We start from the raw sequence: 18,698 nt of genomic DNA on the forward strand, positions 1-18,698 counted from the left end.
GTGGGAGCGAGATCGCTCGCGAAGGCGGCGTGTCAGACGCATTGATGTCAACTGACACATCGCCTTCACGAGCAAGCCCGCTCCCACAGTTGTTTGTGCATGACTTGAACCCTCCGGCTACTCGGCGCATCTTTATGACTTGTCGCAAGAACAAGAATAAGGAACCGTCATGTTCGATATCAGCCAGTACCCCCAAGCCGATGCCGTCCGCCGGGCTGCGCAACTGAGTCAGGACGAGTACCAGCGGCTCTATAAAGAATCCATCGAACACCCCAGCGCCTTCTGGGCCGAGCAGGCCACGCGCTTTCTCGACTGGATGACGCCCTGGCAAACCGTCCAGCGCTATGACCTCAAGAATGGTGACGCCAGCTGGTTCGCCGGTGGCAAGCTCAACGTCAGCGCCAACTGCATCGACCGCCACCTGGACAGCCGTGGCGACCAGATAGCGATTATCTGGGAAGGCGACAACCCCGCCGAATCGGCGCAAATCACTTACCGAAAACTGCACAACCATGTTTGCCGCCTGGCCAACGTGCTGAAAAGCCGTGGCGTGAAGAAAGGCGACCGGGTCTGCATCTACATGCCGATGATCCCGGAGGCCGCCTACGCCATGCTCGCCTGCACACGCATCGGCGCGGTGCATTCGGTGGTGTTCGGCGGCTTCTCGCCGGATTCCCTGCGCGACCGGATTCTCGACGCCGATTGCCGCACCGTGATCACCGCCGACGAAGGCGTGCGCGGCGGGCGCTTCATACCGCTCAAGCGCAACGTCGACAAGGCGCTGGAAAGCTGCCCGAACGTCAGCACCGTGCTGGTGGTCGAGCGCACCCAAGGCGAAGTGAACTGGGTCGAAGGCCGTGACCTCTGGTATCACCAGGCCATGCACGAGATGAGCGACGACTGCTCGCCCGAGCCGATGGATGCCGAGGATCCGCTGTTCATCCTCTATACCTCCGGCAGCACCGGCAAGCCCAAAGGCGTGCTGCACACCACCGGCGGCTACCTGCTGCAAGCGGCGATGACCTTCAAGTACGTGCTCGACTACCGCGACAACGAAGTGTTCTGGTGTACCGCCGACGTCGGCTGGGTCACCGGCCACAGCTACATCGTCTACGGTCCGCTGGCCAACGGCGCCACCACGCTGATTTTCGAAGGGGTGCCGAGCCATCCCAGCAGCGCGCGCTTCTGGCAGGTCATCGACAAGCATCAGGTCAATATTTTCTACACCGCGCCGACTGCCCTGCGCGCGCTGATGCGCGAAGGGGCCGGACCGTTGCAGGAGACGTCGCGCAAAAGCCTGCGCTTGCTCGGCAGTGTCGGTGAGCCGATCAACCCGGAGGCGTGGGAATGGTATTTCAACGTGGTTGGCGAACAGCGCTGCCCGATTGTCGATACCTGGTGGCAGACCGAAACCGGCGGCATCATGCTCAGCCCGCTGGTGAGTGCACCGCGGCTCAAGCCGGGCTGCGCCACGCGGCCGATATTCGGCGTGCAGCCAGTACTGCTGGACGAAGTGGGCAAGGAAATCCACGGTGCCGGCAGCGGCGTGCTGGCGATCAAGTCCAGTTGGCCAGCGCAGATTCGCAGCGTCTATGGCGATCATCAACGCATGGTCGACACCTACTTCAAGCCCTACCCCGGTTATTACTTCACCGGCGATGGTGCCCGTCGCGACGAAGACGGCGATTACTGGATCACCGGGCGCATCGACGATGTGATCAACGTCTCCGGGCATCGCATCGGCACTGCGGAGGTGGAAAGCGCCCTGGTATTGCACGACAACATCGCCGAAGCGGCAGTGGTTGGCTACCCCCACGACCTCAAGGGCCAGGGCATCTATGCCTTCGTCACCCCAATGGACGGTGTGGAAGCCAACGATGAGTTGAAAAAGGAACTGCTTGCCCATGTCAGCAAGGAAATCGGCAGCTTCGCCAAACCGGAACTGATCCAGTGGGCTCCGGCGCTGCCCAAGACCCGTTCGGGCAAGATCATGCGGCGCATCCTGCGCAAGATCGCCTGCAACGAGCTCGACAGCCTCGGCGACACCTCGACCTTGGCCGATCCAAGTGTGGTGGAGGGGCTGATCGATAAGCGCCTGAATCGTTAGAAAGGCAACGCAATACACCCGTAGCGAGGGAGCTTGCTCCCGCTGGAGTGCGTAGCGCTCCCAAAAATGATGGGGCCGCTGCGCAGCCCAGCGGGAGCAAGCTCCCTCGCCACAGTTCGGTGCTCGGCTTCACATGCGTATGCAATACCCAACCCCGGTTTGCATAACTGTTAGACTCCCGCGCCTCATTTCTCTAAGGCGCGCCCGGCATGTCTTCCTTGAATCAGGCGCTGCGCGCCGCCCTCGATCAGCGTCAGGACCTGCTTGGCCAATTGCACCAGCAAGGCACCGACTGCTATCGCCTGTTCCACGGTAGCCAGGAAGGCGCGCCCGGCCTGACCGTCGACCGCTACGGCCCGCAACTGCTGGTTCAAAGCTTCCACCAATCGCTGGAGCGCGAGGCCTTGTTGCAACTGCACGGCATCGTCAATGAATGCCTGGGCCTGGACACCTTGCTGGTCTACAACGACCGTGCCCGGGGCAATTCGCGCATCGACCGCCAGGACACCGTCTACCAGGCCGACGAAGCCGCCCTGCAAGACCTGGTCGGCCATGAATGGGGTTTGAACTACCGGGTACGTGGACGCCACGCCGGGCAGGACCCGCTGTTGTTTCTTGACCTGCGCAACGCTCGCGGCTGGGTCAAGCAACACAGCCGCAACAAGAGCGTCCTGAATCTGTTTGCCTACACCTGCGGCGTCGGCTTGAGCGCGGCGGCCGGCGGCGCGCGGGAAGTGTGCAACCTGGACTTCGCCGAAGGCAACCTGGCGGTGGGTCGTGAAAACGGCCTGCTCAACCCCGATTTGCCGGCCATGGCGTTCGTGCAATCGGATTACTTCCCGGCGATCCGCCAACTGGCCGGCCTGCCCATCAGCCAGCGACGCGGGCAAAAACTGCCCAGCTATGTGCGTCTGGAGCAACGCCAATACGACTTGGTGCTGCTCGATCCGCCAGCCTGGGCCAAGAGCGCTTTCGGCACTGTCGACCTGCTGCGCGATTATCAGAGCCTGCTCAAGCCGGCACTGCTCACCACGGCGCAGGACGGTGTGCTGATCTGCTGCAACAACCTGGCAAAAGTCTCCATGGACGACTGGCGCGAGCAAGTGTTGCGTTGCGCCGAAAAGGCCGGCCGCCCGGTACGCGAATGGAGCGTGTTGACACCCGGCAGTGATTTCCCCTCTTTGGACCAACAGCCGCCACTCAAGACTTTGGTGCTTCAGCTCTAAGCCAGCCTCAGAACTCCTACGCGGAAAACGGACAAATCTGTTAAATCACAGTGGCTTCGGAACCGTAAACGCGTGCCATACTCCAAGGCACTCCGAATTCACATTAGATGAAGCCGCACATGCCCAAAGGATTGATTCGCGCTTTTGCCGCCCTGTTGACCGCACTGGCCCTCTACAGCCTGCTGGGCTTTCTGATATTACCGGGCGTTGCCTTGCGGATCGCCAATCAGCAACTGGCCGAGCGTGCCAACGTGCCGGCCCACATCCAGCGCATCGAACTCAATCCGTTCAGCCTTGAAGTCACGCTCTGGGGCCTGAATATAGGCGAACCGGGCAAGGAACAGGTCGGCTTCGAACGCCTGTACGCCAACCTGCAGCTCAACAGCCTGTGGTCCGGGGCCCTGCACCTGGCCGACATCGAACTGGACAAACCCAAGACCGACGTGGTGTTCGCCAAGGACGGTCAGTTGAATCTGTTGGGCCTGTTCAAATTGCCGGCCAGCGAACCGACTCCCGCCGATCCAGAAACCAAGCCGTTCCCGCTGCGGGTCGATCGAATCAAGCTGGCCGGCGGGTATGTGCATTTCGAGGACCTGCGCCCCAGCGAGCCCATCGAATTTCTTTACGACACCCTCGATTTCGAGCTGAAGAACCTCAGCACACTGCCTGACGACAACGCCGACATGACCCTTGTGGCCGTAGGCCCTCAAGGTGGGCAGATCGACTGGACCGGCAACTTCAGCCTTTCGCCGATCGCTTCCGAGGGCAAGCTCAAGATTACCGACGGCCAGATGAAAGCCTGGTGGCCCTACGTGCGCGATGCGGTGCCGTTGGTGTTGGAGAATGGCGTGCTGAACCTCAGCACCGACTACAAGCTCAACCTGGCCAAGGGCACTGAACTGCTACTCAGCAACGCGGCGGTCAGCGTCGCGCCTTTTGCCATGAAGGCCCCGGATGGCCGCCCCTTGGTGAAACTCGAACGCCTGGATGTGAGCGAAACCACGGTCGACCTCGCCAAGCAACAAGTGGTGGTGGGCAAGATCCGCAGCCAGAAACTTGAAACCTGGGCAGCTCTTGAGGCCGATGGGCAACTGGACTGGCAAAAGCTTTTCGCCAGCCAACCGACCAAACCGCAGGCCAAGGCCGAACCGGCATCAGCCCCGGCAGTCGCCGACTCGCCTAAAGCCAAACCCGAAACAGCCAGTAAACCGTGGCAAGTGTTGTTGAAGGATGTGCAACTGCGCAATTACCAGGTGCACCTGGCCGACCGAAAGGCGCAGCCGGCCGTGGCGTTGGAAGTGGGTCCGCTGAACCTCGACCTGCAGAACTACGACACCCTCAATGGCTCGCCCTTTACGCTCAAGCTGGATACCGGAGTGGGTAAACAGGGCAAGCTCCTGGCCGACGGCGAGGTCAACCTGAACCCGATCACCGCTCGGCTCAAGGTCAAGACCCAGGACATCGACCTGCGCGTCGCCCAGTCGTACATCAACCCGTTCATTCGCCTGGAACTGCGCTCCGGTATGCTCGGCAGCGACCTGGTGGTCGATCTCAAGAGCACCGAGCCGCTGGCCTTTGCCGTCACCGGCCGCGCCCAGGTCGATCAGTTGCACACCCTCGATACTTTAAAGACTCGCGACTTCCTCAAGTGGCAGAGCCTGGTCCTCGAGGGCCTCAATTATCAGCACGGCGACAGCCTGTCCATCGACAAGGTCAACCTGTTCCAGCCTTATGCGCGCTTCATGATCAACGACGACCGCACCACCAACGTCGATGACCTGCTGATCCCACAACCGGCCGACGCCGCCTCGAAACCCGCCGCGGCGAAACCTGCATCCCAGGAAAAACCGCTGGGTATCCACGTCGGCGGCATCGCCATCAATGACGGTTCGGCCAACTTCGCCGACTTCAGCCTGACGCCCAACTTCGCCACGGCCATCCAACAGCTCAACGGCCAGATCGGTACCATCGACAGCCGCCAGGCCAAACCGGCCACCGTCGACGTGAAGGGCAAGGTCGACCGCTACGCACCTGTCACCATCAAGGGCGCCGTGAACCCCTTCGATCCGATGGCCAGCCTCGATATCGCCACCAGTTTCAAACGGGTCGAGCTCACCACCCTGACGCCCTACTCCGGCAAATTCGCTGGCTATCGCATCCGCAAGGGCCGGCTCAACCTCGATCTGCATTACCGCATCACCAAGGGCCAGCTCCAGGCGGAAAACAAAGTCGTGGTCGAACAGCTGCAACTGGGGGAAAAGGTCGACAGCCCGGACGCCGTGAGCCTGCCCCTGAAACTGGCCGTCGCGCTGCTCAAGGATTCCGAGGGCAAGATTTCCATCGAACTGCCGGTGACCGGCAACCTCAACGACCCGCAATTCAGCGTGATGCCAATTGTCTGGCAGACCCTGCGCAACCTTTTGGTACGAGCGACCGAGGCGCCGTTCAAACTCATCGGCGGGCTGGTGTCTGGCGGCGGTTCCGAGGATTTGGGTAGCGTGGCGTTCGCCCCGGGTTCCAGCGACCTGAGCAAGGACAACGAAGGCGTGCTGCTCAAGCTGTCCGAGGCCTTGGGCAAACGCCCCGAACTGCGCCTGGAGATCGAAGGCACCGCCGCTGCAAGTAGTGACGGTCCACTGCTCGCCGCCCAGCGCCTGGAGCGTGAGTACCAGTACAACTACTACAAAATGCTGCAGCGCCGAGGCGATAAGGTCCCGGCCAAGGCTTCGCTGCTCGAAGTACCGGAGGATGAAAAGGCTCCGCTGCTGGAAGGCATCTACCGCACTCGCTTGAAAAACCAGCCACCGGCCGAATGGACGCAACTGGATAAGAAGGCCCGTATCGAGAAACTGCGTGAAGGGGTCATCAAGTTCTGGAGCGGCAGTGATGTGCTGCTGCGCGAACTGGGCCAGGAGCGAGCCAGCAGCATCAAGGATTTCCTGGTGGACAAGGGCAAGCTGGCCGACGACCGCGTGTACTTCATCGATGCCAGCCTCGGCGAGGCCGAAAGCGACGGGCGTGTGATTACGCCACTGCATCTGGATGCGGAATAATGAAAGGCTTGTATGGGCTTTGCCTGGGCCTGACGCTCGTTGCGGGCCAGGCAGTGGCCGCCGATACCCTGCGCTGCGGCAGCCAGTTGATCAGCGTAGGTGACCGTTCCAGCGAGGTGCTGCAAAAATGCGGACAGCCCGTGGCGCGGGATGACCTGGGCTACAAGCGCAGCGTCAATCGCCGGGAAGAATACCCGGTGGAGGAATGGACCTACGGGCCCAACAGCGGCATGTACCAGTACCTGCGTTTCGAAGGGAATCGGCTGGTGCAGATCACCAGCAAGCGCGGGCGCTAATCCTCACCCAAGCCATCCGGTGACCGCAGCGCCGCCTTCGCGAGCAAGCTCGCTCCCACAGTAGACCGGGTTCATTCAGGCAGAACGCGATCAACTGTGGGAGTAGTCCGGGTTCGTTCAGGAAGAATGCGATTACTGTGGGAGCGAGCTTGCTCGCGAAAGAGGCAACTCGGTTTGCGAGCATGCCGCCGCTCAGGTCTTTGCATCCCGGAATAGAACAGGCCCCCGGCACGAATGCAGGGGGCCTGTAATGGCCACGTCCGTATGGCCTTTCGCATGAACTCCAAAGCAACGGCAAACGTATGACTCAGCCCGCTTGCCGTGCCTTCTCCCGGTCCAGGCGAGAAGTCTTGAGCCTTATTCGGCTTTCAGGCCGTCAGCCGATACGGCTTTCACGCCTTTGATCTTCTTGGCGATTGCCACGGCAGTGGTCTTTTGCGCCTGAGTCACGGCAACAGTGGACGACAAGGACACAACGCCTTTGTTGGTTTCGACTTTGATATCGGTACCTGGGATGCCTTTTTCGGTAACCAGGTCAGCCTTGACCTTGGTGGTGATCCAGGTATCGGAGGTTTCTTCCTTGGCCTTGGTCACTTCGCCCGCAGCCAGCATCATTGGCGCCTGAGTTGCTTGAGTGGTCTCGGCGAATGCGCTAGCCATGGTCAGGGTCAGTGCGGTAGCAGCGGCGGCAGTGATAGCGAACTTCTTCATACGAGTAACTCCTGTTTTTCTCAGAAACTGCCGGCAGTGCTTCCCGGCAGGGTTATCAGGAGTAGTGCGAAGGCTGTGCCAGTTTTTTAACAGGTATTAAATACTTTAAAATCAATAAGTTAAGCGAAGCGGCAATTTCCATCATCGTGCAATATGCATGAAGCGGTCATTTGGGACATGCAACTTGCGGGTTTTGGCGTCGCACTAAGCCTATGAATTTTGGTGATTTATATTAATGAGGGAGCATGCTCCCTCATTCTTATCGAATATCAGACACCGGGGCACCCGGCCGGCAAGAATTCCTTGGGTGCATTAGAGGCACACGTCCAGGCGCCATTGGCATCACGACTGAGCGTGATGGTTTTACCCGTGACGGCAGCAGGTGCATTCGCCAGGGTGCAAACGATGGTGCCTGTTCCCGCCGCAGCGGTACCCGTCACTGCTATTGCGCAGTTACTGGTGGGCGTCGTTATGTTCATATTTGCCGCTGTTGGGCTAGTTCCCTGATTCATCATGTCCTCGTAGGGCACCTTCAACGCCGAAATTTCCCCCAGCCCCGCAGTAGCCTTCGCCCGCGCCTGATACTTGGAATACTGCGGCAACGCAAAAGTCGCCAGAATGCCAATGATCGCCACGACGATCAGCAGCTCGATCAGGGTAAAACCATTTTGCTTGCTCATAGACATCTCCATAGCATGAGGCGAAATCTCATGACTTGAAGCGAGCTTTGCATGGCATGTGCCAACCTTCTCGCCCCCTGTCGACAGGGCTTGAAGCGGCCAGGAGCCCAACGTCCTCCCCCCACAACCGCACTATCTGACACTTTTTGTCACCCCACCCCGCTGGTTTGGCGCCGATGCTTGACTAGGCTATAAGTCATGAACTGTCTGCGTCCGGTATCCACATGAATGACATCGCCCTCAGCGGCTTGGCCAAGCAATTGGTATTGGCCGAACTGATCACCGAACAAACTGCGCAACAGGCCTACCAGCAGGCTCAACGCAATCGCGTGCCCCTGGTCAGTTACCTGGTACAGAACAAAATGGTCCAGAGCCGCCGGATCGCCGAAGTCGCCTCGGAACACTTCGGCGTAGCCCTCATGGACCTCAACAGCCTGGACAAGGAAGCCCAGCCCACTGGCCTGATCAGTGAAAAACTGATGCGCCAGCATCACGCCTTGCCGTTGTGGCGACGCGGCAACAAGTTATTCGTCGGCATCTGCGACCCGTCGAACGACCAGGCCATCAAGGACATTCAATTCAGCACCGGCCTGACCACCGAAGCGATCCTGGTGGAGGCCGACAAGCTCAGCGACGCCATCGACCGGTTCTTCGAATCCAGCAGCACGGGCCTTGAAGGCATGGGCGATGTCGATCTCGACGGCCTGGACATCGAGTCCGACGACGATCGCAAGCAGGACGCCATAGGGGGCCTGGACACTGACGACGCGCCGGTGGTGCGCTTCGTCAACAAGATGCTGCTGGATGCAATCAAGGGCGGTTCCTCCGACCTGCATTTCGAGCCTTACGAAAAAAGCTACCGGGTACGGGTGCGCACTGACGGTATGCTCCGGGAAGTGGCCAAGCCGCCGATCCAGTTGGCCACCCGTATCGCGGCCCGTCTCAAAGTCATGGCCAGCCTGGATATTTCCGAACGACGCAAACCCCAGGACGGCCGGCTGAAGATGCGCCTGTCGAAAACCAAATCCATCGATTTCCGGGTCAACACTCTACCTACGTTGTGGGGCGAAAAAGTCGTGATCCGGATCCTCGACCCATCCAGCGCGCAAATGGGCATCGATGCCCTGGGTTACGAACCGGACCAGAAAGACCTGTACATGGCCGCCCTCAAACAGCCACAAGGGCTGATCCTGGTCACCGGCCCGACCGGCTCGGGCAAGACCGTCTCGCTCTACACCGGCCTGAACATCCTCAACACCGTCGACATCAATATTTCCACCGCCGAAGACCCGGTGGAAATCAATATGGAAGGGATCAACCAGGTCAACGTGAACCCGCGCCAGGGCCTGGATTTCGCCCAAGCCCTGCGCTCGTTCCTGCGCCAGGACCCGGATGTGATCATGGTCGGGGAAATCCGCGACCTGGAAACCGCCGAAATCGCCATCAAGGCTGCCCAGACCGGTCACCTGGTACTTTCCACGCTGCACACCAACAGCGCCGCCGAAACCCTGATCCGTCTGCAGAACATGGGCATCCCGGGCTTCAACATCGCCACGGCGGTGCATCTGATCATCGCCCAACGGCTGGCCCGCAAGCTGTGCACCCATTGCAAGAAGACTATCGAGGTTCCCGAGGAAACCCTGCTCAAGGAAAGTTTCCCCCGGGAACGCATCGGCACATTCACGATCTATGAGCCGGTCGGTTGTGAACAGTGCAACCACGGCTACAAAGGGCGGGTGGGCGTCTACGAAGTGGTCAAGAACACGCCTGAACTGCAACGATTGATCATGGCCGAGGGCAACTCGCTGGAGATCGACCTGCAAATGCGCAAGGACGGCTTCAATGACCTGCGCACGTCGGGGCTGGTCAAAGTGATGCAGGGCGTCACCAGCCTGGAAGAAATCAACCGAGTCACCAAGGATTGAACATGGCCGTCAAGGCAGTCAAAACCGATGTCTACACGTGGGAAGGCAAGGACCGCAAAGGCACGAAAATGACTGGCGAGCTGACGGGCCAGAGCCCGGCCCTGGTCAAGGCACAACTGCGTAAGCAAGGCATCAATCCACAAAAGGTCCGCAAGAAATCCACCTCGATATTCAGCAAGGGCAAGCGCATCAAGCCGCTGGACATCGCTCTTTTCACTCGCCAGATGGCAACGATGCTCAAGGCCGGCGTGCCGTTGCTGCAAGCGTTCGACATCATCGGCGAAGGCTTCGATAACGCCAACATGCGCAAACTGGTGGACGAAGTGAAACAGGAAGTCGCCGCCGGCAACAGTTTCGCCGCGTCGCTGCGCAAATGCCCGCAATATTTCGATGATCTCTACTGCAACCTGGTGGACGCCGGTGAGCAGGCCGGCGCCCTGGATACGCTGCTGGATCGGGTCGCGACCTACAAGGAAAAGAGCGAGGCGCTGAAGGCCAAGATCAAGAAAGCCATGACCTACCCAGCGGCCGTGGTGGTGGTCGCGGCGGTGGTCACCGGCATCCTGCTGGTCAAAGTGGTGCCCCAATTCGAATCGGTCTTTTCAGGGTTCGGTGCACAACTGCCGGCCTTCACGGTGATGGTCATCGGCCTGTCGGAGTTCTTGCAGGAGTGGTGGTGGGTGGTGCTTGGCGGATTCGTGGGTACGTTTTTTGGGGTGAGATACGCCCTCAGACGCTCCCAGGCCTTTCGTGACTGGCGCGATAAATGGTTGCTCAAGCTGCCGCTGATTGGTGCCTTGATGTACAAATCCGCCGTGGCCCGCTATGCCCGCACGCTTTCCACCACCTTCGCCGCCGGCGTGCCGCTGGTGGAGGCGCTGGATTCAGTGTCGGGGGCCACCGGCAACGTGGTATTCAAACGCGCGGTACAACGCATTCGCCAAGATGTCTCGACCGGCATGCAGTTGAATTTTTCCATGCGTGCCTCGGGCATCTTTCCGAACCTGGCGATCCAGATGACCGCCATCGGCGAGGAATCCGGCGCACTGGACGACATGCTCGACAAGGTGGCGAGCTTTTATGAGGCCGAGGTGGACAATCTGGTGGACAACCTCACCAGCCTGATGGAACCCTTCATCATGGTGGTCCTGGGGGTGGTCGTCGGCGGCCTGGTGGTTGCCATGTACCTGCCCATCTTTCAACTCGGCTCTGCGATCTGACATGCCCCTGAGCGAATTCTTCCTGCTGTATCCCCTGGCTTTCGTACTCGTTGCGGCATTGCTCGGCCTGATCATCGGCAGCTTCCTCAACGTGGTGGTGTGGCGCCTGCCTAAGATGCTCAACCGCGAATGGCGCCTGCAAGCCCAAGACCTGCTGGGCCTGCCGGCCGAGGCCCCTGGCCCGGTCTATAACCTGATGCTGCCGCATTCCCAATGCCCCCACTGCAACCATCGCATCCGGGCCTGGGAGAATATCCCGGTACTCAGCTACCTGCTGCTGCGCGGCCGTTGCTCCAGCTGCGCGGCGCCTATCGGCAGACGTTACCCGCTGACCGAGCTGGCCTGCGGCGCGCTGTCGGCGTTCGTTGCCTGGCATTTCGGCTTTGGCTGGCAAGCCGCGATGGTGATGGTGCTGACCTGGGGCCTGCTGGGGATGAGCCTGATCGACGCCGAGCATCAATTGCTGCCCGACGCACTGGTACTGCCGCTGTTGTGGCTAGGCTTGATCATCAACAGCTTCGGGCTGTTCGTCTCCCTGGACCAGGCCCTGTGGGGCGCGGTGGCCGGCTACCTGGCGCTGTGGTCGGTGTTCTGGGTGTTCAAGCTGATCACCGGCAAGGAAGGCATGGGCTATGGAGATTTCAAGCTGCTGGCAATGCTGGGCGCCTGGGGCGGCTGGCAGATCCTGCCGCTGACGTTGCTGTTGTCATCGTTGGTGGGCGCCGTAGTCGGGGTCATTGTGCTGCGCCTGCGCGACGCTCCAGGGTCGACCCAAATCCCCTTCGGACCCTATCTGGCCATTGCCGGCTGGATTGCCTTGCTCTGGGGTGGTCAAATAAGCCACTTCTATTGGCAGTCTGTCGGTTTCTAATGTCGATCCTTTATGAATAACCGTGTGGAACAACCCTGGATTCTCGGTCTGACCGGTGGCATCGGCAGCGGCAAGAGCGCGGCGGCCCAGCACTTCATCGACCTGGGCGTGCACGTTGTCGACGCCGATCATGCGGCGCGCTGGGTCGTCGAGCCGGGCCGTCCGGCGTTGGCTGAAATAGCCGGACACTTCGGTCCAGGTGTGTTGCAGGCCGACGGCACGCTGGACCGAGCGGCCCTGCGTAAACTGATCTTCGAAGATGCCGAGGAGCGTCGCTGGCTCGAAGCACTGTTGCATCCGCTGATCGCCGAGGAAATCGCTCACCATCTGGCCCAGGCACAATCACCCTACGCGATCCTGGTGTCGCCGCTGTTGATCGAGTCGGGGCAGTACGCCATGGCCCAGCGGATCCTGGTGATCGATGCGCCGGAACAATTGCAGATCAAGCGCACCTTGCAGCGCGACCAGACCAGCGAGCAGCAGGTCCAGGCGATCCTCAAGGCCCAATCCAGTCGCCAGGATCGCTTGAGCCACGCCGACGATGTGGTGGTCAATGACCGCGACCTCGCCTGGCTGCACAGCGAGGTCGAGCGCCTGCATCACTTTTACCTTACTTTGCGTGGAGGCCAATCATGAGCCAAACCCCAACCGTCGATTGCCCTACCTGTGGCGCCCCTGTGGAATGGAGCCCGGAGAACAAGTTCCGGCCGTTCTGCTCCGATCGCTGCAAACTGATCGACCTGGGCGCCTGGGCGTCGGAGGAACACAAGATTCCAGTCAGTCCCGACGCCGAGGATGAGCTGTTCAGCGAAGATTTCGAGCCTCGCCATTAAGGCCGCATGAAACCGTAGTCCTGTTCATCATCGAGATTTTCCGCCAGGAAACTCAACTCATCGGCCAGGTCTTCAACACTGCGTACTGTCTTGCTCTGCTGCACGATTGCGCTGAGCAAGGCACGCAGGCTCAAGCCCGGATCGAAACCGATCTCCATTGCCGCATCGTGGCTACGCCTGATTTCTTGCCTGGCCCATTCATAAACACTCATGGCTGTGCTCCTGGAAATTTTCCAGAGCATGAAGGGCGCCTGCCCGGCCAGCCTTGACGTGAATCAAGGCTTGTCGTCATCGTTCCAGGGCGCCGACAAGTAGCGCGTGCGGTTGAAGGTCTCCAGCCATTCGGGGCTGAATACCACCAGCGCGCTGATCACCATGCCGTTGATGAACGCTTCGGGAAAAATGATCAGCCAGAGATAACCCACGAAATCCTCCAGCCAATAAGGCATGGCGAATATGCCGTCGTACCACAGCAAGCCAAGCCCCAGCAGCAGGCAGGCCAACGCCGAAAGTGCGGCGGCGAGAAACCCGGAACAGAAGATATACACAAACAGATTACGCGGCTGGGCGCGCTCTACCAGGATCGCGCAGCACTCGGTGATCAGTACCGGCAACAGGATCAGCAGCGCGCCATTGACGCCTATCGCCGCCATGTCCTGGCGCCCCAGCAACACCAACGCAAGCTGGGCACAAAATCCACCGAGGATCGCCAGCGGCCAGTCCAGCAGCAACGTCACGGCCGTCATGCCAATGAAATGATACGAGACGCCCGTGTCGAAGTCCCGTCGCACCAGCCACAACATGAACAGTGCCAGCACGGTGCCGAACAACAAGTGCTGGCGACGGCCGTCGGTGAACAACTCGACCCACGGCGCCCGCCATACGGCCCAGGCCAGCACCGGCACATAAACCAGCCAGCCGGCCGCCAGGGTCTGGGGTGAGAGCAGTTCGGCGCCGATCATGAAACAACTCCTTTCGTTTGTCGTTGCATCAACCTTCCGTGGCGAGGGAGCTTGCTCCCGTGGGGTTGCGAAGCAGCCCTAAAGAATTTGCGACCGCTTCGCGCTCGAGCGGGAGCAAGCTCCCTCGCCACGGTCACTTCAAGCCAGCAGTCTACACCCCACCCTAAAGTCTCAATAATCAACGCAATGCTTTCAGCTTGTCGCAATAGAACGCTAAGCTTGGATTCATGGATGATTCCGACTACTTACGCCTGCTGACCATCGCGGCCGAGCAAGCCAACGCCTTTCTCTCCAATGCCCGCAAATGGGAGCGTGAGCGTTGGGTCTGCCAGCGTCTGCTGCAAGGCTTGAACGTGCCGTACCGTGCCGACGAGTTCGCCCCTGCGGGAGAGCCGCCGGACGTGTTGTTTCGCGATGCCAATTTCGAGGTGTTTTTCGTGCTTGACGAGGGCCGTCGCCTCAATGACGAATGGCGCGACGAACTGCAACGGCGTCGCAGCGCATTTTCATTGAGCCAACTGGTGCGCCGCGAAGCCAAGCCACGCCGGATCCCGGCCAATGAGTTCCTGCTCCGGCTGGCCCCGACCCTGCGCAAGAAAGCCCACAACTACACCGAACGCGGCATGGACCTGGGGGAGTTGGACATCATTGCGTTCGCCAGCCTCAAGCGTGAAGTGCTGGACCTCAACAGCCACTTTCCGCCGCCCACCGAGTACCTGCGCCAGGGTTGGCGTTCACTGTCACTGGTGGGGCCGACGTTTGCCCGGGTGCTGTTCGCCCACCCCGACGCACCGGATTTCCTGCGAGGCAACCTGGGCCGCAGCATCGTCTTCGATGTGGGGATCAGTCTTTGAGCCCCCTGCAGGAATTGATTGGCGCAGTGCCGCAGCAGGGCTGCGTGCGCTGGATCGGCGTACGCCCCGAGGGGCACGCACCGATGATCGAACTGGACGCCGTGGAGGCGCGCCTGGAAGCAGGACTGACTGGCGATCATGCCCGTCCGGGAGTGCGCAATGCGCGACAGGTGACGTTGATCCAGTGGGAACACCTGGCCGTCATCGGCTCGCTGATGGGCCGCCCGGCGGATCGTCCCGTACTGCCGCAAGAGTTGCGCCGCAACATCGCCGTCAGCGGCATCAATCTGTTCAGCCTCAAGGGCCGACGCTTTCGCATCGGCCAGGCCATCTTCGAAACCACCGGCTGGTGCCAGCCCTGCGCACGCTTGGAGCGCAACTTGGGTGAAGGTACGTTTCAGGCCGTGCGCGGCCATGGTGGAATCACCGCACGAGTGTTAAAAAGTGGAATCATTCGCCTGGACGACCGCTTGAGCGTCGAGCCCGTCCCGGCGAGCGGCTACGCTGCTTTCAATGCCGGATAGCTGGACGCTGTAGCGTCCAAACAATTCGCAACGTCTACCTGACGAGGCCTTTATGACCAGCCGCCTGAACCCAGATGACCAGAAGCATGTCGAAGAGTACCTGCAACTGTCCCAGCACCGAGTCGAGCGCCGGCCTTTCCGGCCGTGGATGCTCCTGGTGGTGGTGCTGGCCGTGACCATCGGCCTGGGCCTGTTGAGCCGACTGATCAGTTACCTGACGCTATGAGCCGCATCGCGCTCGCTCGGGTAACGGCACCGATTTCCTTTAGCCTTGCGAGATATCCCCATGACTCATCGTATTGTCATCGTTGGCGGCGGCGCCGGCGGCCTGGAGTTGGCGACCCGCCTGGGTAAGACTCTGGGCAAGCGTGGCACGGCCAGTGTGATGCTGGTCGACGCGAACCTGACCCACATCTGGAAACCCCTGCTGCACGAAGTGGCTGCCGGTTCGCTAAACTCCTCCGAAGACGAACTCAACTATGTCGCCCAGGCAAAATGGAACCACTTCGAGTTCCAGTTGGGGCGCATGAGTGGCCTGGACCGTGAACTGAAGAAAATCCAACTGGCCGCTACCTATGACGAGGCGGGTGTGGAGCTGTTGCCGGCCCGGGAACTGGGCTACGACACTTTGGTCATCGCGGTTGGCAGCACCACCAATGACTTCGGCACCGAAGGCGCGGCGCAGCATTGCCTGTTCCTCGACACGCGCAAGCAGGCCGAGCGCTTCCACCAGCAATTGCTCAACCATTACCTGCGCGCCCATGCCGGCCAGACCGATGTGGTCGAGCGTATCAGCGTCGCCATCGTCGGCGCCGGTGCGACCGGCGTCGAACTGGCCGCCGAGCTGCACAATGCCGCCCATGAGCTGGCGGCCTACGGCCTGGACCGAATCAAGCCGGAAAACATGCACATCACCCTGATCGAAGCCGGGCCACGCGTGCTTCCAGCCTTGCCCGAGCGCATCAGCGGTCCGGTGCACAAGACCCTGGAAAAACTCGGGGTCAACGTCATGACCAACGCCGCCGTCAGCCAAGTGACCGCCGATAGCCTGATCACTGCCGATGGCAAAGTGATCGATGCCAGCCTCAAAGTCTGGGCCGCCGGCATCCGCGCGCCGGGTTTTCTCAAGGACATCGATGGACTGGAAACCAACCGGATCAATCAGCTACAAGTCCTGCCGACACTCCAGACCAGCCGCGACGAGAACATCTTTGCCTTCGGCGATTGCGCGGCCTGCCCGCAACCGGGCAGCGACCGCAACGTCCCGCCCCGCGCCCAGGCCGCGCACCAGCAGGCCTCGCTGCTGGCCAAGTCGTTGAAGCTGCGGATCGAAGGCAAAGCCCTGCCCGAATACAAATACACCGACTACGGCTCGCTGATCTCGCTGTCGCGTTTCTCGGCGGTGGGCAACCTGATGGGCAACCTGACCGGTAGCGTGATGCTCGAAGGTTGGCTGGCGCGGATGTTCTACGTATCGCTGTACCGCATGCACCAGATGGCGCTGTACGGCATGTTCCGCACGGCGATGCTGATGCTGGGTAGCATGATTGGGCGTGGCACTGAGCCTAGGCTCAAGTTGCACTGAGGCTAAGCTTCTTACAGCAGCGGCGAACTTTAAAACTCTGTCGTCGCAACTATAGCCTTCGCGAGCAAGCCCGCTCCCACAGGAGACTCGGTACAGCATATGTACGCGATTAACTGTGGGAGCGGGCTTGCTCGCGAAGACGGTAGCGCAGTCGACACCCATCCATCTAGCGGGTGGTTGAGCGCCGACTCCGTTCTTCAATCAAACCTGAAACCGCTGCACCATCGTGCGCAACGAATTCGCCAGTTGCGACAATTCATGGCTGGACGCGCTGGTCTGGTCTGCGCCGGTGGCCGAGCGCACCGACAGGTCCCGGATATTCACCAGGTTGCGGTCAACCTCACGGGCGACCTGTGCCTGTTCTTCGGCAGCGCTGGCGATCACCAGGTTGCGTTCGTGGATTTCGTTTACCGATGCGGTGATGGTCTGCAACGCCTCGCCTGCCCGCTCCGCCATCGCCAGGGTGCTGGCCGCCCGGGTGGAACTGGCTTGCATGGAATCCAGCGCTTGGGTGGCGCCGCTGCGCATGCCCTGGACCATCTGCTCGATCTCTTGGGTCGATTGCTGCGTGCGGTAAGCCAGCGCCCGCACCTCGTCGGCCACTACCGCAAAACCGCGACCGCTCTCGCCCGCACGGGCCGCTTCGATGGCAGCGTTGAGAGCCAGCAGGTTGGTTTGCTCGGCGATAGCCCGGATCACATCCAGGACCTTGCCGATATCCTGCGACTGGTTGGCCAGGGACTGCACCAGGCCGCCGGTCACCTGCACATCGCTGGCGAGGGCACCAATGGCGTCCACTGTGTCACTGACCCGTTGCTGACCCATGGAGGCCGACTCACTGGACTGACGCGTGGCATCGGAAGTGGAAACCGCGTTGCGCGCGACCTCTTCCACGGCGGTGGTCATTTCGGTGACTGCAGTGGCCGCCTGTTCGATTTCATTGTTCTGCTGTTGCAGGCTCTGAGTACTGTCGAGGGTCACCGCGTTGAGTTCGTCGGCAGCCGTTGCCAACTGCGTCGCCGAGCCACTGATGTTCTGCAACGTCTCGCGCAGGTTCTGCTGCATGGTGGCCAGCGCCTTGAGCAGACGGCTCACTTCGTCGTTGCCGTGGGTTTCAATCGGACGGGTCAGGTCACCACGGGCGACGTTTTCCGCAGCGTCCAGCGCCTCGCTCAAGGGCTTGACGATACTGCGCGTCAGCAACATGGCCAGGGCCACCGTGGCCAATGCAGCCAGCACGATGAACAGGCTGACGATCATGCGCGAATTGGCGTAGTGCTCCTGGGACTTCTGGCTCTCGATCGTCACTTGCTTGGAAAACAGCTCTGCCAGGTCGTTGAGCTGTTTGCCGGAACCGTCCACCACGGTTTTCATGTCCACCAGCAACAGCTTGATCAAGTCGTCACGGCGCCCCTGCTCCGCCAGGGTGAAAGACTGGGCGATGCCCGCACGGTACGCGGCGAAGGTTTGCTTGAATTGTTCGTAGAGCGCCTTGCCCTCGGGCGTGACGACAAGTTTTTCGTAGCTGGCGATTTTTTCGCTCAGCTCCTTGTCACGGGTGTCCATTTGACCGCGGTATACCGAGGTGTTCTTCGGGTCCTGATCCAAGGCCATGCGCAAGGAAATGGTGCGAATACGCAGCATCAATTCGCGGATTTCGTCACCGCCGCGAATACTGGGCAACCACTGGGTTTCCACTGCCACTTCGCTGTCACGGATGCTCGACATCTGCCCCAGCGCAAACACCCCGAGCAATGCGACCAGAAAGGCGATCAAGGCGAAACCCAACGCCGCGCGGGGGGCGATATTCAGCTGACGAAGAAACATAGTGGAGTGCCTTTTTTATTGTTG

General features: G+C 60.6%; 18 protein-coding genes and 1 pseudogene. 13 read left to right on the forward strand and 6 right to left on the reverse strand.

Annotation, left to right across the window (positions count from 1 at the left end; genetic code table 11):
* Positions 1–169 precede the first annotated feature (169 nt).
* From acs to AD663_RS22950, 4 genes are all read left to right on the forward strand, one after another.
* The gene (gene acs, locus AD663_RS22935; protein WP_053214598.1) at positions 170–2,107 is read left to right on the forward strand and encodes an acetate--CoA ligase; all 1,938 of its coding nucleotides are present in this window, start codon (positions 170–172) and stop codon (positions 2,105–2,107) included.
* Between the two features lie 209 nt (positions 2,108–2,316).
* On the forward strand, positions 2,317–3,333 hold the full coding sequence (locus AD663_RS22940; protein ID WP_053214599.1) for a class I SAM-dependent rRNA methyltransferase: 1,017 nt from the start codon (positions 2,317–2,319) through the stop codon (positions 3,331–3,333).
* Between the two features lie 119 nt (positions 3,334–3,452).
* Positions 3,453–6,386 carry a DUF748 domain-containing protein gene (locus AD663_RS22945; protein ID WP_053214600.1) on the forward strand — a complete coding sequence of 978 codons (2,934 nt, stop codon included), beginning with the start codon at positions 3,453–3,455 and terminating at the stop codon, positions 6,384–6,386.
* Positions 6,386–6,682, forward strand: a complete 297-nt coding sequence (locus AD663_RS22950; RefSeq protein WP_003185517.1) for a DUF2845 domain-containing protein — start codon at positions 6,386–6,388, stop codon at positions 6,680–6,682. Before AD663_RS22945 ends, AD663_RS22950 begins: the two co-directional genes overlap by 1 nt.
* Before the next feature lie 357 nt (positions 6,683–7,039).
* On the opposite strand, the gene AD663_RS22955 is transcribed toward AD663_RS22950, so the two are convergent.
* Together AD663_RS22955 and AD663_RS22960 are read right to left on the reverse strand one after the other, a co-directional pair.
* Positions 7,040–7,393, reverse strand: a complete 354-nt coding sequence (locus AD663_RS22955) for a BON domain-containing protein (protein ID WP_003185519.1) — start codon at positions 7,391–7,393, stop codon at positions 7,040–7,042.
* A 269-nt stretch (positions 7,394–7,662) separates the two neighbouring features.
* Positions 7,663–8,073 carry a pilin gene (locus tag AD663_RS22960; RefSeq protein ID WP_003185521.1) on the reverse strand — a complete coding sequence of 137 codons (411 nt, stop codon included), beginning with the start codon at positions 8,071–8,073 and terminating at the stop codon, positions 7,663–7,665.
* Between the two features lie 224 nt (positions 8,074–8,297).
* Here AD663_RS22960 and pilB point away from each other — a divergent pair, with 224 nt between their 5' ends.
* From pilB to yacG, 5 genes are read left to right on the forward strand one after another with little or no spacing between them, the layout of a single operon-like run.
* Positions 8,298–9,998 (forward strand): type IV-A pilus assembly ATPase PilB, encoded by a 1,701-nt coding sequence (pilB, locus tag AD663_RS22965; RefSeq protein ID WP_003185524.1) that lies wholly within the window; start codon positions 8,298–8,300, stop codon positions 9,996–9,998.
* Between the two features lie 2 nt (positions 9,999–10,000).
* On the forward strand, positions 10,001–11,218 hold the full coding sequence (locus AD663_RS22970) for a type II secretion system F family protein (RefSeq protein WP_003185526.1): 1,218 nt from the start codon (positions 10,001–10,003) through the stop codon (positions 11,216–11,218).
* A 1-nt stretch (position 11,219) separates the two neighbouring features.
* Entirely contained in the window at positions 11,220–12,089 is an 870-nt protein-coding gene (locus AD663_RS22975; RefSeq protein ID WP_053214601.1) for an A24 family peptidase, read from the forward strand.
* 12 nt (positions 12,090–12,101) lie between these two features.
* Positions 12,102–12,725 (forward strand): dephospho-CoA kinase, encoded by a 624-nt coding sequence (gene coaE / locus AD663_RS22980; RefSeq protein ID WP_003185529.1) that lies wholly within the window; start codon positions 12,102–12,104, stop codon positions 12,723–12,725.
* A complete protein-coding gene (yacG, locus tag AD663_RS22985) occupies positions 12,722–12,922 on the forward strand; it encodes a DNA gyrase inhibitor YacG (RefSeq protein WP_003185531.1) in 201 nt (66 codons plus the stop codon). Before coaE ends, yacG begins: the two co-directional genes overlap by 4 nt.
* Here yacG and AD663_RS22990 read toward each other — a convergent pair.
* Together AD663_RS22990 and AD663_RS22995 are read right to left on the reverse strand one after the other, a co-directional pair.
* Complete coding sequence (locus AD663_RS22990; protein ID WP_003185533.1) at positions 12,919–13,134, reverse strand: hypothetical protein; 216 nt, start codon at positions 13,132–13,134, stop codon at positions 12,919–12,921. The two genes, yacG and AD663_RS22990, sit on opposite strands and share 4 nt — an antisense overlap.
* 63 nt (positions 13,135–13,197) lie before the next feature.
* The gene (locus tag AD663_RS22995; RefSeq protein ID WP_003185535.1) at positions 13,198–13,884 is read right to left on the reverse strand and encodes an energy-coupling factor ABC transporter permease; all 687 of its coding nucleotides are present in this window, start codon (positions 13,882–13,884) and stop codon (positions 13,198–13,200) included.
* Between the two features lie 227 nt (positions 13,885–14,111).
* Here AD663_RS22995 and AD663_RS23000 point away from each other — a divergent pair, with 227 nt between their 5' ends.
* Genes AD663_RS23000 through AD663_RS23015 form a run of 4 tightly spaced genes read left to right on the forward strand, consistent with a single transcriptional unit; the run spans position 14,112 to position 16,847 of the window.
* Positions 14,112–14,738 (forward strand): DUF1780 domain-containing protein, encoded by a 627-nt coding sequence (locus AD663_RS23000; protein WP_003185538.1) that lies wholly within the window; start codon positions 14,112–14,114, stop codon positions 14,736–14,738.
* The gene (locus AD663_RS23005) at positions 14,735–15,262 is read left to right on the forward strand and encodes an MOSC domain-containing protein (RefSeq protein ID WP_003185541.1); all 528 of its coding nucleotides are present in this window, start codon (positions 14,735–14,737) and stop codon (positions 15,260–15,262) included. Before AD663_RS23000 ends, AD663_RS23005 begins: the two co-directional genes overlap by 4 nt.
* 52 nt (positions 15,263–15,314) lie before the next feature.
* Complete coding sequence (locus AD663_RS23010; RefSeq protein WP_003185543.1) at positions 15,315–15,488, forward strand: DUF3094 domain-containing protein; 174 nt, start codon at positions 15,315–15,317, stop codon at positions 15,486–15,488.
* Positions 15,489–15,548: 60 nt separating this feature from the next.
* The gene (locus AD663_RS23015; protein WP_053214602.1) at positions 15,549–16,847 is read left to right on the forward strand and encodes an NAD(P)/FAD-dependent oxidoreductase; all 1,299 of its coding nucleotides are present in this window, start codon (positions 15,549–15,551) and stop codon (positions 16,845–16,847) included.
* A 201-nt stretch (positions 16,848–17,048) separates the two neighbouring features.
* Here the strand turns inward: AD663_RS23015 and AD663_RS29705 are convergent, their stop codons facing one another.
* Both AD663_RS29705 and AD663_RS29710 read right to left on the reverse strand, forming a co-directional pair.
* Positions 17,049–17,912: a methyl-accepting chemotaxis protein gene (locus AD663_RS29705; protein ID WP_371261235.1), complete on the reverse strand. Its 864-nt coding sequence runs from the start codon at positions 17,910–17,912 to the stop codon at positions 17,049–17,051.
* A pseudogene (locus AD663_RS29710) lies at positions 17,904–18,674 on the reverse strand (MCP four helix bundle domain-containing protein); the annotation flags it as partial. The gene AD663_RS29705 and the pseudogene AD663_RS29710, both read right to left, overlap by 9 nt.
* Between the last annotated feature and the right edge of the window lie 24 nt (positions 18,675–18,698).

Source organism: Pseudomonas sp. Q12-87, from assembly GCF_001269755.1.
Taxonomy (GTDB): Bacteria; Pseudomonadota; Gammaproteobacteria; order Pseudomonadales; family Pseudomonadaceae; genus Aquipseudomonas; species Aquipseudomonas fluorescens_S.

Bases quoted from the DNA above. Each gene is read 5' to 3' on its own strand.
- AD663_RS22945 (WP_053214600.1), top strand. From the start codon at position 3,453: ATGCCCAAAGGATTGATTCGCGCTTTTGCCGCCCTGTTGACCGCACTG.
- AD663_RS29705 (WP_371261235.1), bottom strand. From the start codon at position 17,912: ATGCAGCAGAACCTGCGCGAGACGTTGCAGAACATCAGTGGCTCGGCG.
- AD663_RS22970 (WP_003185526.1), top strand. From the start codon at position 10,001: ATGGCCGTCAAGGCAGTCAAAACCGATGTCTACACGTGGGAAGGCAAG.
- AD663_RS22990 (WP_003185533.1), bottom strand. From the start codon at position 13,134: ATGAGTGTTTATGAATGGGCCAGGCAAGAAATCAGGCGTAGCCACGAT.
- coaE (WP_003185529.1), top strand. From the start codon at position 12,102: ATGAATAACCGTGTGGAACAACCCTGGATTCTCGGTCTGACCGGTGGC.
- AD663_RS22955 (WP_003185519.1), bottom strand. From the start codon at position 7,393: ATGAAGAAGTTCGCTATCACTGCCGCCGCTGCTACCGCACTGACCCTG.
- AD663_RS22940 (WP_053214599.1), top strand. From the start codon at position 2,317: ATGTCTTCCTTGAATCAGGCGCTGCGCGCCGCCCTCGATCAGCGTCAG.
- AD663_RS22975 (WP_053214601.1), top strand. From the start codon at position 11,220: ATGCCCCTGAGCGAATTCTTCCTGCTGTATCCCCTGGCTTTCGTACTC.
- pilB (WP_003185524.1), top strand. From the start codon at position 8,298: ATGAATGACATCGCCCTCAGCGGCTTGGCCAAGCAATTGGTATTGGCC.
- AD663_RS23000 (WP_003185538.1), top strand. From the start codon at position 14,112: ATGGATGATTCCGACTACTTACGCCTGCTGACCATCGCGGCCGAGCAA.
- acs (WP_053214598.1), top strand. From the start codon at position 170: ATGTTCGATATCAGCCAGTACCCCCAAGCCGATGCCGTCCGCCGGGCT.
- AD663_RS22950 (WP_003185517.1), top strand. From the start codon at position 6,386: ATGAAAGGCTTGTATGGGCTTTGCCTGGGCCTGACGCTCGTTGCGGGC.
- AD663_RS22960 (WP_003185521.1), bottom strand. From the start codon at position 8,073: ATGAGCAAGCAAAATGGTTTTACCCTGATCGAGCTGCTGATCGTCGTG.
- AD663_RS23015 (WP_053214602.1), top strand. From the start codon at position 15,549: ATGACTCATCGTATTGTCATCGTTGGCGGCGGCGCCGGCGGCCTGGAG.
- AD663_RS22995 (WP_003185535.1), bottom strand. From the start codon at position 13,884: ATGATCGGCGCCGAACTGCTCTCACCCCAGACCCTGGCGGCCGGCTGG.
- AD663_RS23010 (WP_003185543.1), top strand. From the start codon at position 15,315: ATGACCAGCCGCCTGAACCCAGATGACCAGAAGCATGTCGAAGAGTAC.
- yacG (WP_003185531.1), top strand. From the start codon at position 12,722: ATGAGCCAAACCCCAACCGTCGATTGCCCTACCTGTGGCGCCCCTGTG.